This is a genomic window from Pseudomonas viridiflava (assembly GCF_900602065.1).
In the GTDB taxonomy this organism is placed as follows: domain Bacteria; phylum Pseudomonadota; class Gammaproteobacteria; order Pseudomonadales; family Pseudomonadaceae; genus Aquipseudomonas.
The window spans coordinates 185,364-207,851 of sequence record NZ_UWFN01000091.1 but is presented as its reverse complement, the minus strand read 5'-3'; the positions used below and the strand labels follow the sequence as shown (position 1 = coordinate 207,851).

At 58.7% G+C, this 22,488-nt stretch carries 21 protein-coding genes; 10 read left to right on the top strand and 11 right to left on the bottom strand.

What is annotated here, in order from left to right:
- Positions 1–60: 60 nt before the first annotated feature.
- Positions 61–2,259, top strand: coding sequence for a heavy metal translocating P-type ATPase (locus EE949_RS02485; RefSeq protein ID WP_122662543.1), 2,199 nt, complete (start codon positions 61–63; stop codon positions 2,257–2,259).
- Entirely contained in the window at positions 2,256–2,657 is a 402-nt protein-coding gene (gene cueR / locus EE949_RS02480) for a Cu(I)-responsive transcriptional regulator (protein ID WP_122662541.1), read from the top strand. Before EE949_RS02485 ends, cueR begins: the two co-directional genes overlap by 4 nt.
- Before the next feature lie 232 nt (positions 2,658–2,889).
- On the opposite strand, the gene EE949_RS02475 is transcribed toward cueR, so the two are convergent.
- Together EE949_RS02475 and EE949_RS02470 are read right to left on the bottom strand one after the other, a co-directional pair.
- Complete coding sequence (locus tag EE949_RS02475; RefSeq protein ID WP_122662539.1) at positions 2,890–3,786, bottom strand: PA4780 family RIO1-like protein kinase; 897 nt, start codon at positions 3,784–3,786, stop codon at positions 2,890–2,892.
- Positions 3,787–4,021: 235 nt separating this feature from the next.
- Positions 4,022–4,804 carry an AraC family transcriptional regulator gene (locus tag EE949_RS02470; RefSeq protein ID WP_122662537.1) on the bottom strand — a complete coding sequence of 261 codons (783 nt, stop codon included), beginning with the start codon at positions 4,802–4,804 and terminating at the stop codon, positions 4,022–4,024.
- A gap of 106 nt (positions 4,805–4,910) precedes the next feature.
- On the opposite strand from EE949_RS02470, the gene EE949_RS02465 reads away from it, so the two are divergent.
- Positions 4,911–5,939 carry a bile acid:sodium symporter family protein gene (locus EE949_RS02465; RefSeq protein WP_122662535.1) on the top strand — a complete coding sequence of 343 codons (1,029 nt, stop codon included), beginning with the start codon at positions 4,911–4,913 and terminating at the stop codon, positions 5,937–5,939.
- Positions 5,940–6,032: 93 nt separating this feature from the next.
- Here the strand turns inward: EE949_RS02465 and EE949_RS02460 are convergent, their stop codons facing one another.
- Positions 6,033–7,310, bottom strand: a complete 1,278-nt coding sequence (locus EE949_RS02460; protein WP_122662533.1) for an acetyl-CoA C-acetyltransferase — start codon at positions 7,308–7,310, stop codon at positions 6,033–6,035.
- A gap of 114 nt (positions 7,311–7,424) precedes the next feature.
- Between EE949_RS02460 and EE949_RS02455 the strand changes: the two genes are divergently transcribed.
- Both EE949_RS02455 and EE949_RS02450 read left to right on the top strand, forming a co-directional pair.
- The gene (locus EE949_RS02455) at positions 7,425–8,780 is read left to right on the top strand and encodes a 3-oxoacyl-ACP reductase (RefSeq protein WP_122662531.1); all 1,356 of its coding nucleotides are present in this window, start codon (positions 7,425–7,427) and stop codon (positions 8,778–8,780) included.
- A gap of 33 nt (positions 8,781–8,813) precedes the next feature.
- Entirely contained in the window at positions 8,814–9,671 is an 858-nt protein-coding gene (locus EE949_RS02450; RefSeq protein ID WP_122662529.1) for a MaoC family dehydratase, read from the top strand.
- A gap of 9 nt (positions 9,672–9,680) precedes the next feature.
- On the opposite strand, the gene EE949_RS29625 is transcribed toward EE949_RS02450, so the two are convergent.
- The 5 genes from EE949_RS29625 to EE949_RS02430 form a co-directional block, all read right to left on the bottom strand.
- Positions 9,681–9,830 carry a hypothetical protein gene (locus EE949_RS29625; protein ID WP_206335689.1) on the bottom strand — a complete coding sequence of 50 codons (150 nt, stop codon included), beginning with the start codon at positions 9,828–9,830 and terminating at the stop codon, positions 9,681–9,683.
- Between the two features lie 14 nt (positions 9,831–9,844).
- Positions 9,845–11,176 carry a DEAD/DEAH box helicase gene (locus EE949_RS02445; RefSeq protein ID WP_122662526.1) on the bottom strand — a complete coding sequence of 444 codons (1,332 nt, stop codon included), beginning with the start codon at positions 11,174–11,176 and terminating at the stop codon, positions 9,845–9,847.
- A 142-nt stretch (positions 11,177–11,318) separates the two neighbouring features.
- The gene (locus EE949_RS02440) at positions 11,319–11,930 is read right to left on the bottom strand and encodes a 3'-5' exonuclease (protein WP_162874183.1); all 612 of its coding nucleotides are present in this window, start codon (positions 11,928–11,930) and stop codon (positions 11,319–11,321) included.
- A gap of 23 nt (positions 11,931–11,953) precedes the next feature.
- Entirely contained in the window at positions 11,954–12,430 is a 477-nt protein-coding gene (locus EE949_RS02435) for an NYN domain-containing protein (RefSeq protein WP_111758285.1), read from the bottom strand.
- A gap of 211 nt (positions 12,431–12,641) precedes the next feature.
- Positions 12,642–13,400 carry a DUF2076 domain-containing protein gene (locus tag EE949_RS02430; protein ID WP_122662522.1) on the bottom strand — a complete coding sequence of 253 codons (759 nt, stop codon included), beginning with the start codon at positions 13,398–13,400 and terminating at the stop codon, positions 12,642–12,644.
- A 179-nt stretch (positions 13,401–13,579) separates the two neighbouring features.
- Here EE949_RS02430 and EE949_RS02425 point away from each other — a divergent pair, with 179 nt between their 5' ends.
- Both EE949_RS02425 and EE949_RS02420 read left to right on the top strand, forming a co-directional pair.
- Positions 13,580–14,257, top strand: a complete 678-nt coding sequence (locus EE949_RS02425; protein ID WP_122662520.1) for a YciC family protein — start codon at positions 13,580–13,582, stop codon at positions 14,255–14,257.
- A 114-nt stretch (positions 14,258–14,371) separates the two neighbouring features.
- On the top strand, positions 14,372–15,460 hold the full coding sequence (locus tag EE949_RS02420) for an endonuclease/exonuclease/phosphatase family protein (protein WP_122662518.1): 1,089 nt from the start codon (positions 14,372–14,374) through the stop codon (positions 15,458–15,460).
- Positions 15,461–15,520: 60 nt separating this feature from the next.
- On the opposite strand, the gene hrpB is transcribed toward EE949_RS02420, so the two are convergent.
- Complete coding sequence (gene hrpB, locus EE949_RS02415; protein WP_122662516.1) at positions 15,521–18,052, bottom strand: ATP-dependent helicase HrpB; 2,532 nt, start codon at positions 18,050–18,052, stop codon at positions 15,521–15,523.
- Positions 18,053–18,092: 40 nt separating this feature from the next.
- Complete coding sequence (locus EE949_RS02410) at positions 18,093–18,650, bottom strand: RBBP9/YdeN family alpha/beta hydrolase (protein WP_122662514.1); 558 nt, start codon at positions 18,648–18,650, stop codon at positions 18,093–18,095.
- 395 nt (positions 18,651–19,045) lie between these two features.
- Here EE949_RS02410 and EE949_RS02405 point away from each other — a divergent pair, with 395 nt between their 5' ends.
- Together EE949_RS02405 and EE949_RS02400 are read left to right on the top strand one after the other, a co-directional pair.
- Positions 19,046–19,465 carry a polyribonucleotide nucleotidyltransferase gene (locus EE949_RS02405; protein WP_122662512.1) on the top strand — a complete coding sequence of 140 codons (420 nt, stop codon included), beginning with the start codon at positions 19,046–19,048 and terminating at the stop codon, positions 19,463–19,465.
- 21 nt (positions 19,466–19,486) lie between these two features.
- Positions 19,487–20,380: a cation diffusion facilitator family transporter gene (locus EE949_RS02400; protein ID WP_122662511.1), complete on the top strand. Its 894-nt coding sequence runs from the start codon at positions 19,487–19,489 to the stop codon at positions 20,378–20,380.
- A 13-nt stretch (positions 20,381–20,393) separates the two neighbouring features.
- On the opposite strand, the gene EE949_RS29760 is transcribed toward EE949_RS02400, so the two are convergent.
- Positions 20,394–21,554 (bottom strand): DUF6515 family protein, encoded by a 1,161-nt coding sequence (locus tag EE949_RS29760; protein ID WP_122662509.1) that lies wholly within the window; start codon positions 21,552–21,554, stop codon positions 20,394–20,396.
- 450 nt (positions 21,555–22,004) lie between these two features.
- Here EE949_RS29760 and EE949_RS02390 point away from each other — a divergent pair, with 450 nt between their 5' ends.
- Entirely contained in the window at positions 22,005–22,484 is a 480-nt protein-coding gene (locus tag EE949_RS02390; RefSeq protein ID WP_027901835.1) for an Lrp/AsnC family transcriptional regulator, read from the top strand.
- Positions 22,485–22,488 lie beyond the last annotated feature (4 nt).

Below are 22,488 nucleotides of genomic sequence, written 5' to 3'. Positions count from 1 at the left end.
TGACCTTGTCCTCGTGGAAAGGTTGATCCTTGCAGGTAAATGCCTTCAGGGAGAAAGAACATGCTTAACCCGCTCAACTTCGATCTGCCGATTTCCGGCATGACCTGCGCCAGCTGCGCAGGTCGGGTCGAACGTGCGCTGAACAAGGTGCAAGGGGTCAAGGCCGTCAGCGTCAACCTCGCCAATGAACAGGCGCATATCGAGACGGATGGCGGGCCGGATACCGCGACCCTGATCGCCGCAGTTGAAAAAGCCGGGTACGGCGCCACTGTCCTTCAAGACCCGACGGCCAAAGCCGACCAACAGCTACGCACGCTGACCCGCGAGCGCTGGACATTGATTCTGGCAATCATGCTGTCGATCCCGCTGATTCTGCCGATGCTGCTGCAACCTCTGGGCATGCACTGGATGCTGCCCGCCTGGGCACAGTTCGCGCTCGCCACGCCTGTTCAGTTTATTTTCGGCGCACGCTTTTACGTCGCCGCGTGGAAAGCCGTGCGCGTTGGCGCTGGCAACATGGACCTGCTGGTTGCGCTGGGGACCAGCGCCGGATACGGCTTGAGTGTTTACGAGTGGATGAATGCGGCGCCCGGCGAAATGCCCCATTTGTATTTCGAGGCTTCGGCCGTTGTCATTGCCTTGGTATTGCTGGGCAAGTACCTGGAAAGCCGCGCCAAACGCCAGACCGCAAGCGCCATTCGGGCGCTGGAGGCATTGCGCCCTGATCGCGCCCTGCAGGTCATTGACGGTCATGAGTACGACATTGCTATCAGCGCTTTGAATCTTGGCGACCTGGTGCTGGTAAAACCGGGCGAGCGCTTCCCGGTAGACGGTGAAGTGATCGAAGGTCAAAGCCATGCCGACGAGGCGCTGATCAGCGGCGAAAGCCTGCCAGTGCCGAAACAGACAGGCGACAAAGTCACCGGCGGCGCTATCAATGGCGAAGGCCGCCTGCTGGTCAAGACCACAGCACTGGGCACTGAAACGGTGCTGGCACGCATCATCCGGTTGGTAGAAGACGCTCAGGCAGGCAAGGCCCCCATCCAGAAGCTGGTGGACCGGGTCAGTCAGGTGTTCGTCCCTACGGTATTAGTCATCGCTGCGATCACATTCGCCGGTTGGCTGCTGGCAGGCGCCCCCATGGAGAGCGCGCTGATCAATGCAGTCGCTGTATTGGTCATCGCCTGCCCCTGTGCGCTGGGATTGGCGACGCCCACGGCAATCATGGCCGGAACCGGCGTCGCGGCGCGCTACGGCATTTTGATCAAGGACGCCGAGGCACTGGAACGTGCACACGAAGTGACGACGGTGGTGTTCGACAAGACCGGAACGCTGACCTCGGGCACTCCACAAATCGCCCATTTCTGCGCCAAGGGCGGCAATGAAGAACAGGTACTGGAGTGGGCTGGCGCTTTACAGCGAGGCAGCGAACATCCATTGGCCAAAGCCGTGCTGGATGCCTGCCGGGATTGGCATCTGAATCCGGTCAGCATTGAAAACAGTCATGCCCTCCCTGGCGTCGGTATTGCCGGAACGCTGGACGGACGCGACCTGGTCCTGGGCAACCGACGAATGCTTGAGCAGAGCGGCCTGCACATGGAAGAGCTCGCCGACGCAGCCCGTGCCTGGGAGGCCGAAGGCCGGACCTTGTCATGGTTGATCGAGCAAAGTCCGAATCCCGCTGTGCTCGGTCTGTTCGCCTTTGGCGACACACTCAAGCCCGGCGCGCGGCAAGCGGTCGAACAATTAGCGGCACGCAACATCAGCAGCCACTTGCTGACCGGTGATAACCACGGCAGCGCCAAAGTAGTTGCAGACGCACTGGGTATCCGTGACGTGCATTCCGAAGTGCTGCCTGCGGACAAAGCCGCGACAGTGGCAGACCTGAAGCGCTACGGCGTGGTCGCCATGGTCGGCGACGGCATCAACGATGCTCCGGCGTTGGCTGCTGCCGACATCGGCATCGCCATGGGTGGCGGCACCGACGTGGCCATGCATGCCGCCGGCATCACCTTGATGCGCGGCGATCCGGCGCTGATTCCAGCAGCGCTGGAGATCAGCCGCAAGACCTACGCCAAGATCCGTCAGAACCTGTTCTGGGCCTTCGTTTACAACCTGATCGGCATCCCGTTGGCGGCGTTCGGTTTTCTCAACCCGGTGTTGGCAGGCGCGGCCATGGCGCTGTCCAGCGTCAGCGTGGTGAGCAACGCGCTTCTGCTGAAGACATGGAAGCCCAAGGACTCAGGAACGCAGCCATGAATATCGGACAAGCCGCGAAACAGAGCGGATTGAGCGCCAAAATGATTCGCTATTACGAAGCCACGGGCCTGCTGCAAGCAGCGCACCGCAGTGAGAGCGGCTATCGCCTGTATGGCAAAGATGATCTGCACACACTCGCGTTCATCAAGCGCTCGCGGGATCTGGGGTTTTCCCTGGAGGAAGTCGGCAAGTTGCTGACGCTTTGGCAAGACCGACAACGCGCCAGCGCAGACGTCAAAGCCCTGGCTCGTCAGCATATCGGTGAACTGAACCAGAAAATCGAGGAGCTCGCGAGCCTGCGCGACACTTTGCAGGAACTGGTTGAACACTGCCACGGCGACGACCGCCCCGATTGCCCCATTCTCAAGGACCTGGCTTCGGGTGGGTGTTGTAGTTAAGTGATCTCGCAGGTGACACAAAACCCTGTGGGAGATTCTATGTTGGCCTGCAAATACAACCCCTGTGGGAGCGAATTCATTCGCGAAGAGGCCAGTACATCCGCAGCTTATGTATCGCCTGAACAAGCGCCTTCCCGAATAAATTCGGTCCCACAGGATGGAGCTGAACCAGTGACCGCATTCCAATCCAGACAAAAAACCCGGCCTGAGCCGGGTTTTTGTTAACTACTGATCACTGCATCCAGGGCGGAGGCGGTTCTTCAGCCGTTTTACTCGGTGGTGCATCGTCGGCAGCACGAGCAGCCTGGCGACGGTCTTCGTCCAGACGAGCCGCTTCGATTTCGCGAAGCACGCCGCCTACATCCGCCTCATCTTCCGGCTCATCAAACTCGCCGGTCAACACTGTCGCTGGCGACAAGGTACCGGCTTCGTAGTACGACCACATTTCCTTGGCGTACTTCGTTTTACGCAACTCCGGCGCAAAGCGGCCAAAGTAGGACGCCATGTTGCCCACATCACGCTCCAGCATGCTGAACGCATGGTTGTTGCCCGCCGCGTCGACAGCCTGAGGCAAATCGATGATGACCGGGCCAGTCGGGGTCAACAGCACGTTGAACTCGGAAAGGTCACCATGCACCAAACCGGTACATAGCATCAGCACAATCTGTTCGATCAGAAAGGCGTGATACTCCCGAGCCTGATCCGGCTCCAGGACCACATCATTCAATCGCGGTGCGGCGTCGCCATACTCGTCGGCAATCATCTCCATAAGCAACACGCCTTCCAGGAAGTCGTATGGCTTGGGGACCCGGACACCAGCGCTGGCCAACCGGAACAGCGCCGCGACTTCGGCGTTCTGCCAAGCGTCCTCTGTTTCCTTGCGACCAAACTTGGAGCCCTTGGCCATCGCTCGTGCCTGACGGCTGTTACGAACCTTGCGGCCTTCCTGATATTCAGAAGCCTGACGGAAACTGCGTTTATTCGCCTCCTTGTAAACCTTGGCACACCGCAGCTCATTGCCACAGCGCACCACATAAACAGCTGCCTCTTTACCGCTCATTAGCGGGCGCAGCACCTCGTCCACCAGACCGTCCTCGATCAGGGGTTCAATGCGTTTAGGAGTTTTCATCAGCTTTTATTGTGGGTCCTTCGTTGCCAAACACGCGATTGTTGCCCGTTATACGGCAATCCTCTGCCAGCGAGTAGTAGGAGCTGACGTTTGATGTGGATAGTTTCTGTCGGAAAATCCTTCATCATCCCGGTACAAAGCAGCTTTCATGCCGTAAGAGCGCAAAAAACAAACCGTGTTCACAGGGTAAGAAACTTCATCGACTGCATGCATCGCGTAAGACAATCAGGGCCAATCATTGCTTGAACAGCTCACCTGGAGTGAACCCGAACAGGCCCTTGAAAGCCGCAATGAATGCAGAGGTGGAGTCGTAGCCACAGGCCAACGCCGTATTGGTCACGCTGTCGCCATTTTCCAGAGCACCGAGAGAGGACAGCAGCCGCGCTCTCTGCCGCCAGCCGCGAAAGCTCAACCCCGTTTCGCGCTGAAACAGACGCATCAGGGTTTTCTCCGAAGCACCCAGACGCACCGCCCAGTCATGCAGGGTGATCAGTTGGCCGGGCTCTTCAATCAATTCGTTGCACAGTTCCAACAGACGAGGATGGCGAGGCAGCGGCAGCGAGAAACCTACCTCCGGAAGATGCGCCAATTGATCCATCAACACCTGCACCAATCGCGCTTCGCTGCTGTTACCCAGCGGGTATTCAGCCGGTAACTGACAGAAACTCTTGATCAACTCACGAGCCAGCGGCGTCACCTCAAGCACCCGACAGCGTTGCGGCGCCCATGCGGAGTCCTCTTTTCGCACGTAAAGGCTGCGCATTTCCGCACGCATTGAGGTCACCACTTCGTGCTCCAGACCGGCAGGTATCCAGACGCCCCACTGCGGCGGGGCGAAGAAACTGCCTTCGGCGGTATGCACCCCGAGCACCCCACTGATCGCGTAGGAAAACTGCACCCACTCGTGACGATGCGGAGGTGTCCAGGAACCGGCGCTCAGACTTTCCGCGCGGGCATACAACGGGCGCGGTAGTTGGCTCAGGGCGGGGATCTGTCGCTCGCTACCTTGACGATGCATGGGATTTTGTCCGTTAGTCGCTATCAAATGGCCTTATGTCGCAAGACGGCAGTGTACGAGTGAGTTAGCCTGCAGACATCTATTTTTACAATCAGCCGAGCCCCCAATGTCTGTCCTTAAACATCTCAAACGCGTCGTCACCGACTGGTTCCTTTGCGGGATGGTCCTGGCCACGGTGCTGGCTTACTTTTTCCCGGGCTTTGGCGCAACTGGCGGCTTAATGCACGCCGAATACGTGATCAACATTGGCGTGTTCGTGGTGTTCTTCCTGCACGGCGTCAATCTTTCCAGCGAACAGATCAGGCATGGCCTGAAAAACTGGCGCCTGCACATCATGGTGCAGGTCTTCACGTTTTTAGTGTTCCCAATCATCTGGGTGATCTGCGACAAGACCTTTGGCGCCTACGTTCCTGCGCTGTTGATGCTGGGCTTCCTGTATCTGTGCGCACTGCCGTCGACCATTTCCTCGTCGGTGGCGCTGACTGGTAGCGCAGGTGGCAACGTCCCGGCAGCGATCCTCAATGCGAGCATGTCCAGCGTATTCGGTATCTTCCTGACGCCGTGGCTGGTGAGCCTGGTGATTGGCACCGGGTCCGGAGGGATCGATCTGGGTTCCACTCTGCTGGACTTGAGCCTGATGTTGCTGCTGCCACTCATCCTGGGCCAGTTGGTGCGTCCGTTGGTGGGCAAGTTTTTCGCCAGGCACAAGAAGTACACCAACCTGATCGACAAGATCGTGATCCTGTTGCTGGTCTACGCAGCGTTCTGTAACTCCATGGTGTCGGGGCTGTGGCAAACCCAGGGCAACTCGGTCATCGCCATGGCCTTCGTTGGAAGCGCGGTGTTGCTGGTGGTGATCCTGCTTCTGACCACCGGTACCGCTCGCGTTCTGAAATTCAACCACGCAGATAAAGTTGCAGCAGTGTTCTGCGCGACCAAGAAGTCCCTGGCGGCCGGAGCACCGATGGCAGCGTTGATCTTCGGCAACAACCCAGGCCTGGGTCTGATCTTGCTGCCGATAATGATCTACCACCCTCTCCAGTTGATTGTGTGTTCGGTGATGGCGGAGAACTACGCCAACCGGCACAAGCAGCAATTGTCGAAAGAAGCGCTGGAAGAAGCCCGCGCGGCTTGAGCCTGGTGTGATCTTTGTAGGAGCTGCCGAAGGCTGCGAATCAATCTATCTGATACATCGATTCGCAGCCTTCGGCAGCTCCTACAAATTAAATCACCGCTCAAGAATCGCCGTAACCCCCTGCCCGCCCGCCGCGCAGATGGATATCAATCCGCGCCCCTGACCTGCAACGCTTAACAACTTGGCCAGGTTGGCGACGATACGCCCGCCTGTTGCAGCAAACGGATGGCCGGCCGCCAATGAGCTGCCTTTGACGTTCATCTTGCTGCGATCAATCGACCCCAGAGGCGCGTCCAGCCCAAGCCGGGTCTGGCAATAATCCGCGTCTTCCCAGGCCTTTAGCGTGCATAACACCTGAGCCGCAAAGGCTTCGTGAATCTCGTAGTAGTCGAAGTCCTGCAACGTCAGACCATTGCGCGCCAATAGCCGAGGCACGGCATAGGCAGGCGCCATCAGCAGACCTTCATTACCGTTGACGAAATCCACTGCCGCCGACTCGCCATCGCGCAGATACGCCAACACCGGCAGACCACGTTCCCTGGCCCACTCTTCACTGGCCAACAGGACCAAGGAGGCTCCATCGGTCAGTGGTGTGGAGTTGCCCGCTGTCAGCGTTCCTTTGGCACTGCGCTCGAACGCCGGTTTCAGGCTGGCGAGCTTTTCAAGCGTCAGGTCAGGGCGCAGGTTGTTGTCACGGGTCAGCCCCAGAAACGGCGTCATCAAATCGTTCTGCCAGCCTTCGGTGTAGGCCGCGGCCATTTTCAGATGGCTTTCCAGCGCCAACTGGTCTTGGGCGTCGCGAGGAATGTTCCAGCGCTGCGCCATCAATTCGCAATGCTGCCCCATGGACAGACCTGTACGCGGCTCGCCGTTACGCGGCAGTTCTGGCTTGAGATTATGTGGACGCAACTTCAACAAAAGCTTGAGTTTGTCGCCCATGGACTTGGTGCGATTGACCCGCAGCAAAATGTTACGCAATTCTTCATTAACGCCAATTGGCGCATCGGAAGTCGTGTCCACGCCGCCCGCAATGCCGCATTCGATCTGCCCCAGTGCAATCTTGTTGGCCACCAGCAACGCCGCCTCCAGGCCAGTACCGCAGGCCTGCTGTAGATCGTAGGCAGGCGTTTGCGGCGACAAGCGCGAGCCCAACACGCATTCGCGGGTCAGATTAAAGTCCCGGGAATGCTTGAGCACAGCACCGGCAACGACCTCGCCCATGCGCAAGCCATGCAGGTTGAAGCGCTCGATCAAACCCTCCAGCGCGGCGGTCAGCATCTCCTGATTGCTCGCGGTGGCGTAAGGGCCATTGGAGCGAGCGAATGGAATACGGTTACCGCCGACAATGGCGACCCGGCGTGGCTGATTCATTGAAAACTCCCTTTATTGATACGGATTCGCTGATGAGCAGCGTAGGGGATACTCGAACGAACGTCGCTTGAGTGTGGTCAACTCCTTTGAACCCCGACTCAAGGAGAGTGTTCCATGCCGTCTGATCGCTACATAGATTTTGCCAACTCCGACCTGGGCAGCCGCCTGGTTGGCGCTATTGGCCTGCCAAAACCGGTCAGACTGGAACGCTGGCAGGCCGGGCGTCTGCGACCTGTCGAGGGAACGCTGCTGATCAGCGCCGGGCCATTGGCGGATCAAGTCAGACTTTTTGCGCAACGCTTGACCGAATCAATCTACAGCTTTGGCTCAGAAGTCCCGGGCGCAGCGGCCTGGGTTGCCGACCAAGGGCCGAAAATAAAAGCCGTGGTGTTTGACGCCAGCGCTTTCACGCGTACCGAAGACCTCAAGCAATTGCGGGAATTCTTTCAGCCACTGCTGAAAAATCTGGATAACAGCGCGCATGTGGTGATTCTTGGCCACGCCCCCGCTAGCTTGCAGGAACCACTGGCCGCCAGCACCCAGCAAGCACTCGAAGGCTTCAGCCGCTCGCTGGCCAAAGAGATGCGCAATGGCGGCACCGTGCAATTGCTGCAAGTGGACAGCGGTGCCGAGGATCAGCTTGAAGGTGCATTGAGGTTTTTCCTGTCGCCCAAGAGCGCGTTTATCTCAGGTCAGGTCATCCGCCTGAGTCCTTGCCCAGCCCAGGTGCAGGACTGGAGCCGTCCGCTCAGTGGCCGCAAAGCGCTGGTTACCGGCGCTGCGCGTGGCATCGGTGCGGCGATTGCCGAAACACTGGCTCGCGACGGTGCTGAAGTAGTCCTGCTTGATGTGCCGCAAGCCAAGTCTGATCTGGAAGCTCTGGCGGCGAGACTGGGCGGCAAGGCGCTGACACTGGACATCGGCGCCGCTGATGCAGGCGCGCAGTTGATCGAACACCTGCAAGGCGGCATCGATATCCTGGTCCATAACGCTGGCATTACTCGCGACAAGACGCTGGTCAATATGTCTGCCGATTTCTGGGACTCGGTGCTGGCGGTCAACCTCAACGCCCCCCAAGTGTTGACCGAAGCGCTGCTGGACAGTGGCACGTTGCGAGATAACGGGCGCGTCATCCTCCTCGCCTCAATCAGCGGACTTGCAGGTAATCGAGGCCAAACCAATTACACCACCAGTAAAGCAGGCCTGATCGGGCTGGCTCGCGCCCTTGCCCCGGTCCTTAACGAGCGCGGCATCAGCATCAACGCCGTCGCACCTGGCTTCATCGAAACCAAAATGACCACAAGTATGCCGTTCGCCCTGCGAGAAGCCGGGCGGCGCATGAGTTCTCTGGGTCAAGGGGGCTTGCCACAAGATGTGGCAGAGGCTGTTGCCTGGCTGGCTCAACCAGGCGCTGGCGCCGTCAGTGGCCAGGTGTTGCGGGTCTGTGGTCAAAGCGTCATTGGCGCGTGATCAGAGACGATAATCAGAGCAAGGAGATGCACGATGAGCGCTCATTGGCGATACCTGGATTCCCTGCCCACTCTGCCGAATCTATTCGTGCAGGCGGCATTGCGGCGCAAGGTGACCGGTACTGAACTCCCCGAGATCGGGCTACGCTGCTGGACTTCAGTAGATGCGCAAAAACTGACCCAATACCGCGAAGTGTGCGGTTTCAGTGAAAACAGCCTGCTGCCTCCAACCTATCCACATGTGCTGGCATTCAACCTTCAAATGCAGCTGATGACTGCCAAGGATTTCCCCTTCCCTTTATTGGGGCTGATACATCTGAGTAACCGCATCAAGATTCATCGGCCTCTCGGCAGCGTGAGCAAGGTCTACGTGGGTGTGCAGGCCGAGAACCTGCAGCCCCATGAGAAAGGTGCGACCTTCAGCCTGATCACTCAGGTTGAAGACTCAATGGGCCTGTTATGGGAAGAGGAAAGCACGATGCTGTGCCGCGGCGTAAACCTCGAAGGCGCAGCCATCGGTGAATTCGAACCCGCTCCATTACCCGTCACGGAAGTAGCACGCTGGCAAGCAACAGCAGAGATTGGTCGGCGTTACGCCAAGGTGTCCGGTGATTACAACCCGATTCACCTGAGTGGTCCCAGCGCCAAGCTATTCGGCTTCCCGAAGGCGATTGCCCATGGCATGTGGCTCAAGGCTAGAACGCTGGCCTTTCTGGCCAATCATCTCCCGGCGTCCAATGTGGATATCAGCGTGCAGTTCCAGAAACCCGTCCGCTTGCCCAGCGAGATAGTGCTGTCCGCCAGCGCCGCCGGGTCTCATGGCCAATTCCGCCTGGAAGGTGCGCCAGAGTTGGTGCACATGGTGGGAAGCTGGCAGCCAATTACCGAATGACAGCGCAGCTTACATACCTGACGCCACGCTATCGCGCAGCGAGGATGGTTCCATGTGGGAGCGGTGCTTGCCCGCGATAAATTCGACGCGGTTTGAAAGATAAACCGCAGTGTTCTTATCGCGGGCAAGCACCGCTCCCACAGGTACGGCGTCGCTCATACACGCCTTTTACATCAAGGCTTTTTCTTGCGCGGGCCGGTGTTAAAGACCGGGACTTTACGCACCGGCTTGGCCGATGGCGCTTCCGGTGCAGCGTCGCCACTGTCGATCCATTTACCCAGATTGCGCTTGCCGCCAGATACCTTGGGTTTCTTCGGCTTTTTCGGCTTCTTCAGAATCTGGCCGCTGGCATCAGTCGTCGGTACGCGATGCTCTGGCTCGAAATCCGGTTCTTCTTCACGACGCAATGTCTGGCGGGTCAGGGTTTCAATCGCTGACAGCAATTCCACTTCGTCAGCGCACACCAGCGAAATAGCTTCACCCGTCAGACCTGCACGACCGGTACGGCCAATGCGATGGATGTAATCTTCGGCGACGATGGGCAGGTCGAAGTTGACCACTGTCGGCAAGTCATCAATATCAAGACCGCGCGCGGCAACATCAGTCGCCACCAGAATCTGTACTTCACTTGCCTTGAAACGATCCAGCGCCCGCTGACGTGTAGCCTGCGGCTTGTCGCCGTGAATACCATCAGAACTGATGCCCAGGCCTTGCAGGCGATCCACCAGTTGATCAACGCCAACGCGGGTCTTGGCGAATACCAGAACCTGGGACCAGCGCAGTTTCTTCAGCAGATGGATGAACAACTCAGGCTTGCGCTTCTTGTCGACCGTCACCACCCATTGCTTGACCGAAGACGCCGCCACGTTGCGCGGGCTGACTTCGATGGTCAGTGGGTCGTCGAGCATTTGTGCAGCCAACTGACGGATGGCGTCGGAGAAGGTCGCGGAGAACAGCAGAGTCTGACGCTTTTTGGGCAGCGCCTTGTAGATGTCGCGCAATTCTTCGGAGAAGCCCAGATCGAGCATGCGATCCGCTTCGTCGAGGATCAGGGTTTGCAGCTGGGAGAACTTCACCGCGTTCTGGCGGTAGAGGTCGAGCAAGCGCCCCGGTGTGGCAACCAGCACATCGACGCCCTTGCGCAGTTTCATCATCTGCGGGTTGATGCTCACGCCGCCGTAGACGGCATACGTGCTCAACGGCAGGTGTTCGGCGTACTGGCGAATGTTCTCATGAACCTGCTCGGCCAGCTCACGGGTCGGCACCAGCACCAGCGCACGCACCGAGTTGGGCGTGACTTTCGGGCCTTCCATGGTCAGCCGTTGCAGCAGTGGCAAGGCGAAACCGGCAGTTTTGCCAGTACCAGTCTGGGCGGCGGCCATCAGGTCACGCCCGGCCAGGACCGGTGGAATCGCCTGCGCCTGAACAGGCGTCGGGGTCTGGTAGCCGAGCGCTTCAAGCGCGCGCAGCAGGGGTTCGATCAGGCCGAGTGTGGCGAATGTCATTTGAATACCGTAGATAAATCACGCGAGATGGCGCGCAGTTTACCCTGTCCGGACTATTCCGGCCTGCACCGCCTGCGGCTTTCGCAAACGGCGTCAGATTAATCAGTTGTAGAGACTGGAGGCGAGGCGCTAACGACCGTCGTTAAAACCCGCGCTGACGCTTGATCGCTTCGCTGATTTTCGCCGCAGGCACTTTCTGCAGGGTGCAGAGTAATTGGTGGGATATCGTGGACAGACCGTGAGTGTGGCGCAGTTCGTTAGTGAGGTGCGCAGTCAGGTTGGCGGCCATCTCAGCGTCGGCCATGGCCCGGTGAGCCTTACCGGTATTGGGCAGACGCGCATAGCTGGTCAGGGTGCCAAGCTTGTGATTGGGCGCAGTCGGCATCAGGCGTCGCGCCAACAGCAGGGAGCAAGCAAAGCTTTGTTGGCGGCTGCGCTCGATGCGCGACAGCTCGTAATCCCAGAACTTTTGGTCGAACGACGCGTTATGCGCCACCAACGGGATCGTGCCCACGAAGTCTGCCACGTCGCTCATGACTCGTTCAGCCGACGGTGCAGTGCGGATCATGCTGTTGCTGATGCCGGTCAGCGACTCAATGAAGCCCGGAATTCGTACACCAGCGTTCATCAGGCTTTGAAAACGATCAACGATGCGCCCCTGCTCCATGATCACCACAGCAATCTCCGTGGCACGGCAGCCTTGGCCGGGAGATATACCGGTGGTTTCAAAGTCGATGACCGCTACACGTTCCAACACTTGCCTGAATCCTTAAAAAATCAACGTAAAAGTAACGCGCCTTCAATAGGCACGTAACGACTGGCGGCGCGGATCAGCGAGTTGGCGGTCAGCCCCGGCACGCCATAGGCAACCGCTTCGACACCATGTTTGCTGATGATGCGCTCAAGCAACAAATCGAAATCGCCATCGCCGGAAGCCAGTACCACTTCGTCGACCTGCGGCGCCACGTCCATGATATCGATGGTGATGCCCACGTCCCAGTCACCCTTGGCCGAGCCATCGCTGCGCTGGATGTACGGTTTGAGTTTGACGGTGAAACCGAGGTTGCGGAGGATTTGCTGGAATTGCTGCTGTTTGCTGTCGCCACGGTCGATGGCATAGGCATACGCCTCGACGATTTGCCCACGCTTACTGATGTCCGCCCACAACGCCGCATAGTTGAAATGGCAACCATGGGCCTGACGGACGGTGTAATAGAGGTTCTGTACATCGGCGAACACAGCGATTTTCTTCACCGGTAATCCTCATGACGCAGCAGCGCAGCCAAACGACAACGCCGATTCGGAGTGAATCGGCGCTTAGTATGCCAGTTTCGTGGGTGCCCCGGGCATTGGCGCCAACGCCCGATTGTTGTAGGAGCTGCCGCAGGCTGCGAACAGCGGTGTATCAGGGGGAATGGCTATCGCAGCCTTCGGCAGCTCCTACAAGTATTCATCAACGCTTGAATCAAACAAACGAATCATCATCCCCGCCATCAAAGCCACCGTCATCCCAGCCGCCTTGATCGTTGCCGTATGAATCGTTGCTGCTCACGCTCTCCTGACCATCGTTCCAGCCGCCACCTGAATCCTGAGGGCTATGATCAGCAACCTGAGCAGGCTCTTCTTTGATGACTTCCACAACTTCTTCAGGCTGATTGTGACTGCCGAACATGCTGCTCAGTCCCTGCGCCAGCATGACACCACCGGCTACACCGGCCGCAGTCTGCAACGCACCGCCGAGAAATCCAGTGCCGCGCGGAGCCTGCTGCTGTGGTGCGGCATAGTTACCCTGCGGCGCGTTGTAAGGCGGCGGGCTGGCCGGGCCATCACGCCAGCCACCACCCGACGACGCTGGCGGCTGAGAGAACGACTGCTGCGGTTGTGTTTGCGGCTGCGGACGGTTACCGCCGCCACCGAAGATGCTCGACAAGAATCCGCCACCGCCCTGCGCCGGAGCCGAGGAACCTTGAGCCTTCGCCTGCTGGAGTTCAGCCTGCAGGCGCTGGATTTGCTCGTCGCGCTCTTTGACCTGTTGGTTGAGCTGATTGACTGCCGCTTCCTGCACCAGAATCGCCTGCGCCATGTAATAAGGCGCGGCCGGTTGCTGGTTGAGATGCTCCTTGATCCTGGCTTCAGCCTCCACGTCGCGGGGGGCTGAACCGGTTTCGGCACTTTTCAGCTTGGTGAAAAGACCGTCGATCAGGGTTTGCTCTTCGCTGTTCATGGCGACCTCGTTAGATTGCCGTTAAAAATCTTCGCCTGGCCGGATAGCCAGCGCGTAGCAAGGTAATGGGGCTAATCCAGGGCGTTTCAATAGACTGTCGCAAATGTTAAGAAGGCTCTGGCCGGTGCCTGGTTAGCCAGCTAAAGTGACCGCCTGCTTTTTTCTGCGACCTGATCCTAATGAACCCGCTGACCATTCTTACCGACTCCCTGTATTTTTTCCGGCGCAACCTGACAAGTATCCTCGCGCTGTGCCTGCCGCTGGTGATCGTTGAAGCGCTGGCCAAGCAGGCGCTGAGCGGTTCGCTGACGACCAACGCCTCATCGGGTTACGAGCTATTGATCGGCCTGTTGTTCTACCCGCTCTACACCTGCGCACTGATTCTGTTTCTGGACGCCCGCAGCCGTGGCGGTGATCAACCGCGACCACGCGACCTGCTGGCCATGGCTTTACGCATGTGGCCAACATTCGCCGTACTCTCGGCGCTGAGCACGCTGTTAATCATGTTTGGCCTGTCGCTGTTCATCATTCCGGGCATCTGGGTGATGGTAAAACTGGTGTTCGCTGAATACCTGCTGGTGCTGCGCGGCCTGACGCCATTGATGGCAATGCGCGCAAGCTTTGAGATGACCAAAGGGCATTTCGTACGCATCCTGACGTGCGTGCTGTGCATCTACATTCCGCTGTCGCTGCTGGAAGGCATCGCTTACTTTCTACTGCCTGAGCCGCAGAACGCTGCAGCCACGTTGCTGATTAATGTCGTGAGCAGCTTCCTGCAGTTGTTCACCAGCGTGGTGATGTTCCGCTTGTTCATGCTCCTTAACGAACCACCTGCACAACGCGAAGAGCTGGAGTAGCCGAGACGGAGGCTGTCAATCAGGTTCCAGTCGGCTATGCTCGGGCTGCACTTTGTTTCAAAAGCCCTGCAACGCGAACTTCTGACTGAACGCAACGCGTTCTAAGCCGAGCCGATGAGTCGTTTGACCCGTTTCATTCTGATTCTTCTATTGCTGGCCGGCGTAGTGCTGGGGCTGATCTACACCCTGACCTGGCGCCCCGCTCAACGTGAAGAGCTGCCCGTCATCTGCAGCCCTGCAGGCCAGGCTCAGCGTCTGGTGCCCGGCCAAGCGCTCAAAGTCATGACCTGGAACATCCAGTATCTGGCGGGCAAGCGTTACGTGTTCTGGTACGACATGGCCGATGGTAGCGGTCAGGATGAGCGACCAACGCCAGAAGATGTCGCCTTCAATCTCGATGAAGTCGCCCGGGTGATTCGTGACGAGCAGCCGGACATCGTCCTGTTACAAGAGGTGAACGACGGCGCGAAGAACACCGGTTACGACGATCAACTGGCGTTGCTACAGGAGCGCGTGATCGACCTGTACCCGTGCAGCACCGAGGCGTTCTACTGGAAAGCCGATTTCGTGCCGAACCCGCATATCGCAGGCAGCGTCGGCATGAAGCTAGCGACCCTGAGCCGCTTCGAGATCGACCGGGCGGAACGCATCCAGCTGCCGATTCGCGATGCCAACCTGATCAGTCGTCAATTCCAGCGCAAACCCGCTCTTCTGGTCAGTTATCTGCCATTACGGGACGGCGGCCATCTGGCGGTCATCAACACGCATCTGGACACCTTTGTCGAAGGCGACGACGCCATGCAGCGTCAGGTGCAGGTCACCAGCAAGCTGCTGGACAAGTTCGAAGCCAGTGGCACGCCATGGTTAATCGGCGGGGATTTTAATCTGCTACCGCTGGGTCAGTATCAGCGTCTGCCTGCCGAACAGCGCTCGCTGTATCAGCCGGACAGCCAACTGCACGTGCTGTGGGACAAATACCCGATGATCCCCAATAACGTCGAAGCGAGCGGCATTGATCGTTCGAAATGGCTAACGCATTTCCCCAATGACCCACGCATCAACGGCCCGGACCGAACCGTCGACTACCTGTTTTTCAGCCCGCGCCTCAAACGCGTCGGCGCTGCCGTGCGCCAGGAAGACACGCTACTGATCTCCAATCACTTGCCAGTGATTGGGCGGTTTTTGTTGCCGGTATTGCCCTGAAAACTCTGTCGCGCAGAAATCGAGGTACCTGTGGGATGTCGTGGGACGGGCCGCTGGCCTCTACTTCCTCGGCTTGATCCGCGCCGTAGGCTCGGCTATCAGCGGGTCATCCGGCCAATAGTGCTTCGGGTATCGGCCCTTCAAATCCTTCTTCACCTCGGCATAGGTACTGCGCCAGAAGTTGGCCAGGTCTTGCGTGACCTGCACCGGACGGCGGGCCGGGGACAGCAGGTGCAATTTGACGATCTGTCGTCCATTGGCGATGCGCGGCGTATCCGCCAGACCAAACAGCTCTTGCAGACGCACGGCGAGAATCGGCGGGTGTTCGCTGTAATCCAGCCGCACCGATGACCCGGATGGCACGCTCAAGTGATGCGGTGCGAGTTCGTCCAGGCGCTGGGGCAGCGGCCATGGCAGCGCGTTATGCAGGATGGAAGACAGGTCCAGGTTACTGAAGTGGCTAAGCCGCGACACCTTGCCCAGATACGGCAGGAGCCAGATTTCCAGCCGCTCAAGCAAACCGGCATTGCTGACATCGGGCCATTCGCTGCTGTCTTTCTGCTGCAGATCCAGCGAGCGCAACAAGCCAACGCGCGCTTGCCATTGGCGCAGTTCGGGCGTCCATGGCAACAACTCCAGACCTTTGCGCCGCACCAGTGCCAGCAACGCCTGACCTTTGGCGGACTCATCCAGCCCGGTCAGCGGCTCGCGGCTGAGGATCAGTTCTCCCACCTTGCGCTGGCGTTCGGCACGGAATACACCCTCGCGTTCGTCCCAATCCAGTTGATCGAGCTCGGTCACCTGATCAGCAAGCACTGAGTCAAACAAGGCTGGATCAAATTCGGCCGCCAGATAGATACGCTCTTCGCGCTGCCCTTGACGGCTGCCCAGATCAGCGACCACCAGCCAAGGTTGCTTCATCAATGCATCAACCTCGGCAAACAGCGCAGCGCGGCCATTGGCAAGTCGATACTCGGCACCGCCAGCCTTGCGTTGTTGCGCAACACGGTCGGGATACGCCAGCGCCAGCAGCGCGCCAAGCCAGCGCGGATGGTCTGGATCGCTGACGGGTTCAGACGCAGAACCGCGCAAATAGCCGCGATATTGGCGAGCCAGTTGTTTGGCCCGTTGTACGCCGCCCTGGGCGCCGCGAGCTGCACGTTCAGTACCTTCAAGCAGGCTCAAGCGACTGTGCAAATCCGCCCCCGCACCACGCAGAATGTCGCGTTCGCCAAGTAAAGCGGCAACATCGCAGGCCAGACTGCCAAGCCCCAGCGCCTGACCGCGCAACAGCAAATGGCCGATACGTGGGTGCGCGGGCAACTCAGCCATGGCCTGACCGTGAGTCGTAAGTTTGGGTTCGTCACCCGGCTGGCGGCTCAAGGCGCCGAGGCGTCGCAGCAAATCCTGAGCCTGGCCGTAAGCCGCGGCAGGCGGCACGTCGAGCCAGACCAGTTGGGCTGGGGTCACGCCCCAGCGCGCCAGTTGCAAGGCTAAACCGGCAAGATCTGCCTGCAGGATTTCTGCCGCGCCATAAGCAGCGAGTTGTTCGTGTTGAGCTTCGGACCACAGCCGATAACACACGCCTGGCTCCAAACGCCCCGCTCGACCGGCACGCTGGGTAGCGCTGGCCCTGGAAATGCGCTGGGTATCAAGCCGGGTCATGCCGCTGCCCGGATCAAATCGCGGCACTCGCGCCAGACCGGCGTCGATCACCACGCGTACGCCATCAATGGTCAAACTGGTTTCGGCAATATTCGTTGCCAGAACGACTTTGCGAATGCCTTTCGGTGCAGGTTCTATTGCCGCGCGCTGGGCGTTCAGGTCGAGTTCGCCATGCAAAGGGCACAGCAAAATATCGGCCCGCGCCCCCAAAACATCGCCCAGTTGCTGATTGACCCGCCGAATTTCCGCCTGCCCTGGCAAGAACACCAACAGGCTACCGCTTTGATCGTTGATCGCGTCCAGAACCGTCTGCACCACACGCGGCTCAATGAATTCGCCGGGCTGAAACGGTCGCCCCCACTGCATCTGCACCGGGAACATGCGACCGTCACTGCGCACCACCGGTGCGTTTTCCAGCAGACTGGAAAGCCGCTCGCCCTCCAGAGTGGCCGACATCAGCAGGATTTTCAAAGGCTGCTCGTCGCGGAATAATTCCCTGCCGTTGAGGCTCAGGGCCAAGGCCAGATCAGCATCCAGACTGCGCTCATGAAATTCATCAAAAATCAGCAAGCCCACGCCTTCCAGCGCCGGATCATCCTGCAAACGTCGGGTCAGAATGCCTTCGGTGACGACTTCAATACGGGTGTTGGGGCCTACCCTGCTTTCCAGACGGATCCGGTAGCCGACCGTTTCACCCACCATTTCACCCAGCTCACTGGCCAGTCGCTCAGCCGCTGCCCGTGCCGCCAGCCGACGCGGCTCAAGCATCAGAATGGTTTGCCCGGCCAGCCAGGTTTCCTCAAGCAGCGCCAACGGCACCCGAGTGGTTTTGCCTGCACCGGGCGGCGCTTCGAGCACCGCTTCATGGCGCTCGGACAGCACTTGGCGCAGGTCGGGAATAACGGCATCAATGGGCAGGGAAATCATGGCGGCTCCAGAACAGGCCGCCGATTATACGTGCCGAAGGCTATTTGAGCTTGAAACGAGCGTCGCCTGTCAGCCGGTACAACAATTCGATACCTTCCGGCCAAGGTCCGTATCCGGATTGGCCATTGATGTGACCAGCATTCTCCAGCCAGATCAACTCACTGCCCCACGCCTCGCTGAAGAAGCGTGCTCGCTCTTGAGTGACATAGGGATCATCCGTGCTCGCCACTGTGATGGTCGGGAATGGCAGGCGTTGCGTCGACATCGGTGTGAAACCGCGAGTGCCTGGTGGATAGCTGTCTGCTTCGGTATCACTGGGTGCGACCAGCAAGGCGCCGCGTACCTTTTGCGCTTCTGGGTATTGCTCGGCCCAACGGGTGATCAATGTGCAGGCCAGACTGTGGCCGACCAGCACGACCTCACCGTCGGTTGCCATGATGTCCTGATTGAGACGTTCAACCCAATCCGCTGCGACCGGCGTTTCCCAGTCCTGTTGCTCAACCCTATGCAATTCGGGGAACTGCCGCTCCCAGTGAGATTGCCAGTGGGTTTCCCCAGAATTGAACAGCCCCGGCAAAATCAAAACCCTGACTGACATCATTCGTCTCCTTTGGATGTGTCAGCAATATGCAGTGGATTCGCTGGCGGGTAAATCCCGGATGCTCTAGGCAGCTCCTCCCCGAAAAATGCAAATATCTGATTTGAATGTTTTTTACCTGTAGGAGCGCGCTTGCCCGCGATCACGTCAGTGCAGGCGATGTATTCATCGACGGAAAGACCGAATCGCGGGCAAGCGCGCTTCTACAGATACGTGTCTACTGCGAGCCAGTGCGGTGTCAGGAACACGTGGCAGCTCCAGGAAAGTGCATTCAATTCATTGTTCTGCATGTTGGCCACTAATGAGTTACGCCAGCGAACCGCAGACCCACGTAATAGTCTTAGCTCTGCGTTATTTGCCTTGTATAGTTGCCACTTCACTTGATGGAGATGTTCATGCGCATTCCTACTCGTTTCATCGGCGGCGTTGTGGTCGCTACTCTGCTGACTCAACTCACCGCATGCGGCAGTATTTTCTACCCTGATCGACGCGGACAGATCGACGGCAAGATTGACCCGGCAATCGCCGTGCTCGACGCCGTCGGCCTGCTGTTCTATGTGATCCCCGGCCTGATCGCCTTTGGTGTCGACTTCGCTACCGGTGCGATTTATTTCCCGCACGGCCAGAGCGCGCAGATTGATCCGCAAAAGTTGCAACCAGCCGTTAATGCTGATGGCAGTGTCGATAACAGCAAGCTGCAGGCCATTCTGGAAACCGAACTGGGCCGCTCGCTGCCACTCAACGATCCACGCCTGATCCAGCATCGTGGCAGTGTGCAACAACTGGCGTCACTGGGCCTTGCACCGTCGGCTTGAAGGTAACGTGAAGGAAGCACGATGAGCACCAGCCTCGAACACGCCCGCCTGTTGCGCCTCGCAACCCGGGCATCGCTGGCGGTTGCCAGTATCCTGATCGTCGCCAAGGCAGTAGCGTGGTGGCTCAGTGGTTCGGTCAGCCTGCTGGCCGGGCTGACCGACTCCTTGCTTGATGGAGCGGCATCGTTTCTCAATCTGCTGGCAGTGCATTACGCCCTGCGCCCTGCCGATGATGATCATCGTTATGGGCATGGCAAGGCGGAAGCGCTGTCGGGGATGGCTCAGGCACTGTTCATTGCCGTCAGCGCCTGCCTGATCGGCTTTCAGGCCGTGGAGCGGATTCAGAACCCGGAACCGATTGGTGCGCCGGGCCTGGGCATCGCGGTCATGCTGCTTTCTCTGGCGCTGACCTTCGCCCTGCTGGCGTTTCAGCACAAGGTGATCAAGGAAACCGGCTCAGCCGCGATTCGCGCCGACTCGTTGCACTACCGCTCAGATATGTTGCTGAACATGGGCATCCTGCTGGCGCTGGTTCTGGCGTGGTTTGGCTGGCAGCAGCTGGACGCCTGGTTCGGCCTGGGCATTTCCCTGTACATCCTGTGGAGCGCGTTCCAGATCGCTCGGGAAACCATTTCGGTGCTGATGGACGAGGAATTGCCCGTGGATGTCAGCGCCCGCATGCTCGAACTGGCGTGCAGCGTGCCCGGCGTGCTCGGTGCGCATGACTTGCGCACCCGTATTTCCGGCAACCACTGGTTCGTGCAATTACACCTGGAGTTGCCCGGCAGCCTGACCTTGTCGGTCGCGCATGCCCTATGCGATCAGGTTGAGGCCGCAATCAACAGCGAATACCCGAAGGCCGAAGTGCTGGTGCACGCCGACCCGCAGGAAGTCGTGCGACCCGCAACCGTCTGACTCAGTTGCTGCGTCAGTTGATGGTATAGCCGCGTCCCATCAGGCAAGCCACCATGGAACGACGGTAGACCTGGATCATCGCCGGGGCATTGGGCGAATTCGGGTCATTTGGGTCGAAGCTGCTCTGCTCTACCGACCAGCGATAACAATCGTACTTGTCCTGCGCGACCTGCTCAGCATTCTGGCCATTGTTCGGGTACGCAATCGGGTCATACGGGCTGGATGCAGGCATTTGTGGCGTATAAACAGGCTCGACGTTTTGCGGCGGATAGGCCACCACGTAATCCTGCGTGTCGTTCTGATAGGTGTAGTAGGTTCCTGCCGCCACGAAGTACAGCGAGCTGCCCATCCAGACTTCCTGAGAATAAGCAGGCAAGCTGCGCACCCGTACCCCATATGGCGGCGTGACAATCACGTAGCGTGGGCCTTGTGGGCGATACCAATAGCCATCTGAGTAAAAGTAATCCAGCCCACGGTACGGAACGCGCGAGTAGTTACCCGGGACTCGATCGATGACATGCCCCGGACGATATTGCGGGCCAGGGCCCCAGCCATTGCCGTGACCATCCGGGCGACCGGTCCAGTGATCGTTCGGGCGGTTGTCGCCCCGGCTGCCGCGATAACCATTGTCCTGATAGTAGCCTTGGCGCGGCGGCTGAGTCTGACGCGCCTCACCTGGGCCACTCTGAATCGGCAGATTGTTCTGGCGCTGATCCAGTTGCTGACGATCTATCTGCCGCTGTTGAATCTGTTGCTGCTGGATTTGCTGCTGTTGCTGCCGTTCGGCCTGACGCTGCTGAATTTGTTGTTGCTGTATCTGCTGCTGTTGCTGGCGGTCAACGTCACGAATCTGTTGCTGCTGTTGACGCTCGACCTGCCGTTGCTGGTTTTGCTGTTGTTGAATCTGCTGCTGTTGTTGGCGATCAGCATTACGAATCTGCTGATCCTGCTGACGCTCGACGCCGCGTTGTTGATCACGCTGCTGCTGAATCTGTTGCTGATTCTGGCGCTGCTGGTTTTGCAGTTGTTGCGAAGCATTGGGTTGCTCGCGCTGCTGCCCACCCGAGCTGCCACGGATCTGATCACGTGGTGCGTCATCCCCGGCCAAAGCCTGGGTACTGATGCTTACACATAACAGGCTCAAGCCTGCCAAATGCCAGATACGCGATTTCATGCTTTCCTCACAGGGGCGCCGGATGTATGTGGTTAAGACTGCATTATTGATGCGCCGTTCGCCGCATGCTATCAGGACGCTACTAGCGGCGAACACCTCTGAGCACAAAGGAGATGACCGTTAAAACGGTGCACAAAGAAAAGGGGGACCTTGCGGCCCCCCTTCGGGAATTTCGTCCTGGCTCAACGCTTGTGGCGTCGGCTCACCTCATGCCGTCTTCTGGACAGTATGTAGCCCGGGGGCCGTGCCAACCCTTTGGGGCTGGAGGCCGCAGCTGGCCTGATTGGGCGAGCCGCGCTGGACGCTATGTCCGGGCAGTGATTCTGTTTAAAAGAATAGGCCTGAGGCATCAGCACAGGATTGCTAATGTTGCTGGATAAAACATTACTTGCGCAATTTTTAGCTTCGGATGAATAATTCAGCGCAATCGAACCTAGGAAGGTGAACCTCGTGAGCAAACTCGACAGATATGACCTGAGTATTTTGGCGGAATTGCAGCGCGACGCGCGCATCTCCAATCAGGAACTGGCTGAACGCATCGGTCTGTCCCCTTCGCCCTGCTCACGACGCGTCAAACAACTGGAAGACGACGGTTATATCGTCAGGCAGGTTGCACTGCTGGACCGAAAGAAACTCGGCCTGAACCTGACGGCCTATGTGCTGATTGGCATGGATCGACATACGCCAGACCGCTTCGAGAACTTCGAGGCGCAAATTCGCAACCTGCCACAAGTGCTCGAATGCAGCCTGGTGACCGGTATGGATGCAGACTATCAGTTGAAAGTGGTGGTGGCTGACATGGATCACTACCAGAAATTGCTATTAGGGCACCTTACCCGCATCGACGGTGTGACCAGCGTGAAGTCGAGCTTTGTGCTCAATCAGGTTCTGGCCAGCACCGAACTGCCCCTGGTACACCTGCGCAACTGATGGT